Source organism: Francisella noatunensis subsp. noatunensis (assembly GCF_009823375.1).
Taxonomy (GTDB): Bacteria; Pseudomonadota; Gammaproteobacteria; order Francisellales; family Francisellaceae; genus Francisella; species Francisella noatunensis.
The window spans coordinates 1-7024 of record NZ_WBSX01000098.1; the positions used below are offsets into that span (position 1 = coordinate 1).

The following is a 7024-nucleotide window of genomic DNA, read 5'->3' on the forward strand; positions in this document are numbered from 1 at the left end:
TCAAGAGATAGCTAATCAACTAAATATTTCACGTACAACTTTATATGATTACCTTAAGTTTAGAAAGGTTGTTGTTGGTAAGAATTATTAAAAAACCGAAAAAATGGAGGGCTCTGCAAACAACCCCTTATCAAAAATTGATAAGTATTATTTAAATAAGTATTTCTTTTGTGAAGGTTATTGTACTATTGGTTTTTGAGTAGGGCTCTAAAGAGTGCTTTTTAGTATCGGTTATGTTAAAATGTTGCCTATATGTTTTATCTTTGTTATAAGCGATAAGTAATGTCTATACCTACTAAAGAATCATCATCTATAAATATAGAAAAAGAACTGAAGCAATCTTACCTTGATTATGCTATGAGTGTAATCATTGGTCGTGCCTTGCCAGATGTAAGGGATGGTTTGAAGCCTGTTCACCGTCGTGTACTTTTTGCAATGAATGAGTTGTCTAATTATTATAATAGGCCATATAAAAAGTCTGCAAGGGTCGTCGGTGATGTGATCGGTAAATACCATCCTCATGGTGACACAGCAGTGTATGATACTATTGTTAGGATGGCTCAGCCATTTTCACTACGCTATACACTAGTTGATGGTCAGGGTAACTTTGGTTCTGTTGATGGTGACTCTCCAGCTGCGATGCGTTATACAGAGATTAGAATGCAAAAGCTTACTCATGAGCTTTTAATAGACATTGACAAGGAAACAGTAGATTTTTCACCAAACTATGACAATACTGAACTTGTCCCAGATGTATTACCAACTAGAGTTCCAAATCTTTTAATAAATGGTTCTTCAGGTATTGCTGTTGGTATGGCGACAAATATTCCACCACATAATATGACAGAAGTTATCAATGGGACTATGGCCCTTATTGATAACTCACAACTTACGATAGAAGACTTAATTCAATATATTCCAGCTCCTGATTTTCCTACAGGATCCTATATAAATGGTACGGATGGTATTTTAGAGGCTTACAAAACTGGTCGTGGTCGTGTGATTATGCGTGCCAAAGCTGATATTCATGAAGATGAAGCTTCTGGAAAGTCTCAGATTGTGATTACAGAAATACCGTATCAAGTAAATAAAGCTAAGCTTGTTGAAAAAATTGCAGAGCTTGTAAAAGATAAGAAAGTAACAGGTATATCTGAGCTTAGAGATGAATCGGATAAAGATGGTATTCGTGTCGTAATCGATCTTAAGAGAGATGAGTCTCCAGAAGTAGTTTTAAATACTCTTTATGCGCAAACTCAGCTTCAGTGTAGTTTTGGTATAAATATGGTTGCTCTTAGTGATAATAGACCTAAGTTACTGAATCTTAAAGAAATATTAGAACAATTTATTAAACACAGAAAAGAAGTTGTTACAAGAAGAACAATTTTTGAGTTAAGAAAGTCAAAAGAGCGAGCACATATTTTAGAAGGCTTGTTACTTTCACTGGCAAATATCGATGAAATGATTGAGCTTATTAAGGCTTCTCCAAGTCCTGCTGATGCAAAAGAATCTATACTTGCTAGATCATGGAATGGCTCTATGGTTAAGAGTATGCTTGAGGGAGTTGATGTTAAAATGTACCGTAAAGAAACTTTAGCATCTCATTATGGTATTCAAGCAGATAGTTCTTATAATCTTACAGAAGAGCAGGCTGAGGCAATACTTGCTTTAAGATTGCATAGATTAACAGGGTTAGAACAAGATAAAATTACTAATGAATTTAAAGAACTTATTGAAAGAATTAAATATCTAATAGGTATCTTAAGTGATGTAAGTGAGCTAATTCGTGTTGTAAAAGAAGAGCTTGTTGAGATTAGAGATAATTATGGAGATGAGAGAAAATCTGAGATTATTGTGTCAAGATTAGATCTTACAAGAGAGGATCTAATTACAGAAGAGGATATGGTTGTAACTCTGTCAATGGATGGTTATGTCAAAACTCAGCCACTTAGCATGTATAATGCTCAAAAACGAGGTGGTGTTGGTAAGTCTGCAACTAAGACTAAAGAAGAAGATAGTATCTTTAAACTAATACTTGCTTCAACTCATGACACAATGCTTTGTTTCTCTAGCTTGGGTCGAGTGTATTGGTCGAAAGTATACGATTTCCCTGTGGCAAGTAGAATTTCTAAAGGTCGACCTATTAATAATATTTTACCGCTTGAGAAGAATGAAAGAATAACTGCTTTAATGCCAATTTCTGAGTTTACGGAAGGCTGGTATGTGTTTATGTCAACTAAGCTTGGCAGGGTTAAAAAAGTTGATTTATCAGAGTTTGCTAGACCTCGTTCTACAGGTAAGATAGCTATAGGTTTAAATGATGGCGATGAGTTATCATATGTAGCTCTTACTGATGGTAATAAGCAGATTATGATGTTCTCAGATGCTGGTAAAGCTATTCGCTTTGGTGAGTTAGATGTAAGAGCTATGGGGCGTTCAGCAGCTGGTGTTACAGGTATGCGTTTACACGATAATCAAAAAATAGTTTCTGTAATTGTGACAAATCCAGATGAAGGAGTGGTTTTAGCTGCGACCGAGAATGGTTATGGTAAGCGTACTGCAGTATCAGCATATCGTAAAACTAAACGAGCTAGTCAAGGTGTAATTGCTATATCAACTTCCGAAAGAAATGGTAAAGTTGTTGTTGCGGTTCTTGTCGATAACGATGAAGACATCGTGATGATTACGGATAATGGAACATTAGTTAGAACATCATCTGACCAAGTTAGAGAATGTGGACGTTCTGCTCAGGGAGTTAGACTTATTAATTTAAGAAATAATGAAAAACTCATTAGCTTAAAAGTAGTTAAGCAAGAAGATGAAGAAACTCATGATGATCAGGAGTTAGAGTCTTCGGAAGCGACTGAGCAGAGTCAATAAGTTATATGCTAAAGAAAACGGTAACTATATTAGGAGCTACAGGTTCAGTTGGAGATAGTACGCTAGCTGTAATTAGAGAGAGTAATGATTTTGAGGTCTATGCCTTATCGGCTTTTAGTAATGTAGAAAAATTAGCGAAATTATGTAAAGAGTTCTCACCTAGATTCGCTGTAGTTTCAGATTTAGCGAAAAAGCAACAGTTACAAACTTTGGTATCAAATGTTACTGTTCTAGTTGGTGAAAATGCTTTAGAAAAAGTTTCTAGTGCGTCAGAAGTAGATATAGTAATGTCTGCTATAGTTGGTATAGCTGGTCTTAGGCCTACTTTTGCTGCAGCTAGAGCAGGTAAAAAAATTCTGCTTGCGAATAAAGAATCTCTTGTAACAGCAGGACATCTCTTAATTGAAGAAGTTGAGAAAAATAATGCTCAGCTTATACCTGTAGATAGTGAGCATAATGCTATATTTCAATGTATTGATAACCCTAGCAAGAAATATACAAAAGAAATAGACGAAATAGTTTTGACAGCATCTGGCGGACCTTTTAGGGATAAAGAGTTGAATGAGTTGATAGATATCACTCCTGCTCAAGCATGTGCTCATCCTAACTGGCAAATGGGACGAAAAATATCAGTTGATTCATCAACAATGGTAAATAAAGCACTAGAAGTTATCGAAGCATATTGGCTTTTTTCTGTTTCAGCTGATAAAATAGGCGTTCTGATTCATCCGCAGAGTGTAATTCACTCCATGGTTAAATATGTGGACGGTAGTTATATAGCGCAGTTGGGTGTACCTGATATGAGGACTCCAATAGCTAATTCAATGTACTATCCAAATAGAGGAACAGTTAGTGTTGATAAATTAGATTTTACAAAATATGAGCTTACTTTTAGAGAAGCATGTTTTAAAAGATTTGAGGCTTTAAAAATAGTTTTTGATAATTTAAGCAATAAAAATTATGTAGCAAATATAGTTTTTAACGCCGCAAACGAAGTTTTAGTAGCAGCATTTTTAAATGAAAAAATTAAGTATTTAGATATTATAGAAGTAAATAAAAAAGTAACAAAAGAGTTAATTTTTGAGAATCCAGTAAGTATAGAAGAAGTTTTTGAAATAGATAAAAAAACTCGAGAATATGTGGATTCTATTTTGGGGTAAATTGAGTGTTTTTTTTGAGAAAGAAGTTTGTATTAGCCTCTCTTCTTATGGGTATTGCATTAAATAGCTGGGCAGATAATGACAGTTTTATATTAGACAATGTCTCCATAAAAGGATTAGAAGGTTTACAGCGTGATGTAGTTAAAAGCCGAATTGGTTATAAAAAAGGTAGCTATATTACTCCGGAAGATACAAACCAAATTATTAACAATCTTTATGGTACTGGTTTTTTCAACAGCGTTGACCTGTATCGTAAAGGTAGCAATCTTTTCATTAATGTCAAAGAAAGACCTATTATTGCGGGCTTTAATTTTACTGGGAATAAAAAACTTAAAAAAGAAGATTTAGAAAAAGTCTTTACTGATGCGGGTATATATGTTGGTAATGTATATAACCCTAATACAATGTTTTTGCTTAAACAATCTTTATTAAATCAATATTCTATGATGGGGCTATATGGTGCTGAAGTTAACGAGAATATTAGAAAACTTCCTAATAATAGAATAGATATTAATATCACTTTTAAAGAGGGTAAGCCTGCAACTATAGACTCTATAAATTCTGTTGGTAATAAGAATTTTGATGATTCTGATTTGGGCAGTAGTATGGCTTTTCAAGTTCCATCTGTATGGAATCTATGGGGCTTTTTGTCATCATTTGATAGTTATTCTCCAGAGGGCATGAATCAGTCTGTTCAAGGTGTCACTAATTATTATCTTGATAGGGGTTATCTAGATTTCAAAGTTACTTCCAGACAAGCATCAATGTCAAAAGATCGTGAGCACTCATATATTACTCTTGATGTTGCTGAAGGCGAGGTATATAAGGTAGGGACTGTGACTCTAACAGGTAAATTTATCTTGCCAAAATCGGAGTTAGAGTCTTTGATAAAAATTAAGCAAGGCGAGGTTTTTTCTAAAAGTAGGCTTGTTGATACTGTTGAGGGTATAAAAACACTGCTAGGTAGTAAAGGGTATGCATTTGCTACAGTTAATCCTATTCCTACAATTGATAAGAAAAAACGTATAGTATCTTTTAAGTTTGTCGTAGATGCGGGTAAAAAAGTATATGTAAATCGAGTTAACTTTTTTGGAAATAATGTAACGAATGATTACGTATTTCGTAGGCAGTTACAGTACTATGAACAGAGCCAATATAATAAAGAAGCAATAGATAAGTCTCAAAGAAGATTGGATCAGTTACCATACGTTGCAGGTGCTGATATGGAGCTTGTGCCTGTAGAGGGTTCTGATGACTTGGTTGATGTTAACTACAATATCAAAGAGAGGAATGCAAACTCAATTAGTGGAAGCTTAGGTTTCTCGGATTTATATGGTTTCATGATTGGTGGTAGGCTTAATATGCCTAACGTTTTTGGTACCGGCAATACCTTTAATCTTAATGCGCAATTATCGATTCCATTCCAGCAGTTGGATATAAGCTATATTGATCCTTATTTTACTACTTCGGGCATTAGTCAAAGCATTTCAGCTTATATCAATAGATCAAACTTTGCAAAAACAAACGCTGTTGCAGCATATCGATTAGATACAATCGGTGCAAGGTTAATGTATGGTGTGCCAATATCGACATTTAGTAATGTTTCTGCTGGAATAACATTCGCAAATAATACGATTAACCAGTCACAAGGATTTGAGTCATCTATTGTGCAGTGGTTTATACAGCAACAAGGTGGAAGAAATAATTTTAATGAGCCTGCTTTAACTGCTGGTTGGAGTTTTGATAACTCCAATAAATATATGTTTGCGACTGATGGTGGTTCATTTGATATTAATGGTTCAGTTAACATCCCTGTTATCAGTAATATTGAAGCTTATAAAATTGAAGTTGGTGGTAAATATAATATTGCAATACCAAATACCGATATGTCAGCGCTAACAATCAGAGGTGGTGTGCAATATGGCGGAGGTTATGGTGGTACTGCTGAACTTCCTTTTTATGAAAACTTCTACGGAGGTGGTTGGGGAAGTGTGCGAGGCTTCTTGCAAGGTTCTTTAGGTCCACGTGATATAAATTTACAAAATGGTCAAGTAGGTAATTCAATTGGTGGTAACCTTAATATCTATAATAACTATGACTTGTTGTTTCCTGTACCATTCATAAAAGATAGTTCTAAGATGAGAATAGGTGCATTTGTGGATATTGGTAATACTTATACTACTTATGATTTGAAAGGAGTTGTAGCTCCTCAACCAAAACAAGAAACAACACCATCATTTACTAATCTTAAATATTCTGTAGGTGTTGAGTTTAGATGGGCTTCACCAATGGGTCCTTTAGCAGTTTCTATAGCTCAGCCATTCAATGTTCAGCCTGGTGATGTTACTCAGGTGTTCCAGTTCTCATTGGGTCAAAATTTCTAAAATAGCTTTATCTCTACTTAAATAATTATTTAACTAAATCTGCTAGATTGTATTCTCAATGTTTATAGAGATACCAAAATGTACTTCATTAGGTGTCAAGTAATTTAAACATTTCTTAGGTCTATTATTCAAGTCTATCTGTAACTTTCTAATGTATTGATGAGATATATTGTTAAAGTTAGTACCTTTAGGTATAAATTGTCTGATATACCTATTCATGTTTTCATTAGTACCTCTTTGCCAAGGACTGTATGGATCAGCAAAGAATACTTTGATGCCAGTCTTGCTAGTTAGCTTCTTATGTTTAGCAAACTCTTTACCATTATCAAATGTAGCTGTTAATATTTTATGACCATTAGATACTTTGTACAATATTCTATTGATTGAATTAGCTGTTCTATCTATAGACTTGGCTAAAATAGTAAATCTGCTAGCTCTATCGACCATTGTTACAATAGCACTTTTATGGTCTTTACCAACAATAGTGTCACCTTCAAAGTGATAAAGATTTTTTCTATTAGCACTGCTAGGTCTTTCAGAAATACTCGCTCTATCCTTTATCTTAACTTGTTTAGAGTCACCTTCTTTTTTGTATTTATATTG

4 protein-coding genes are annotated in these 7024 nt (G+C 34.3%); 3 read left to right on the forward strand and 1 reads right to left on the reverse strand.

Going from position 1 to position 7024, the window contains the following annotated elements:
* Positions 1-282 precede the first annotated feature (282 nt).
* From gyrA to bamA, 3 genes are read left to right on the forward strand one after another with little or no spacing between them, the layout of a single operon-like run.
* Positions 283-2877 carry a DNA gyrase subunit A gene (gene gyrA, locus F8C69_RS07940; RefSeq protein ID WP_159184818.1) on the forward strand — a complete coding sequence of 865 codons (2595 nt, stop codon included), beginning with the start codon at positions 283-285 and terminating at the stop codon, positions 2875-2877.
* A 5-nt stretch (positions 2878-2882) separates the two neighbouring features.
* Positions 2883-4037 carry a 1-deoxy-D-xylulose-5-phosphate reductoisomerase gene (gene dxr / locus F8C69_RS07945; RefSeq protein WP_159184819.1) on the forward strand — a complete coding sequence of 385 codons (1155 nt, stop codon included), beginning with the start codon at positions 2883-2885 and terminating at the stop codon, positions 4035-4037.
* 5 nt (positions 4038-4042) lie between these two features.
* A complete protein-coding gene (gene bamA / locus F8C69_RS07950; RefSeq protein WP_159184820.1) occupies positions 4043-6421 on the forward strand; it encodes an outer membrane protein assembly factor BamA in 2379 nt (792 codons plus the stop codon).
* 42 nt (positions 6422-6463) lie between these two features.
* Here the strand turns inward: bamA and F8C69_RS07955 are convergent.
* Positions 6464-7024: IS30 family transposase (locus tag F8C69_RS07955; RefSeq protein WP_159183759.1), on the reverse strand; the 561-nt coding region annotated here is incomplete at its 5' end.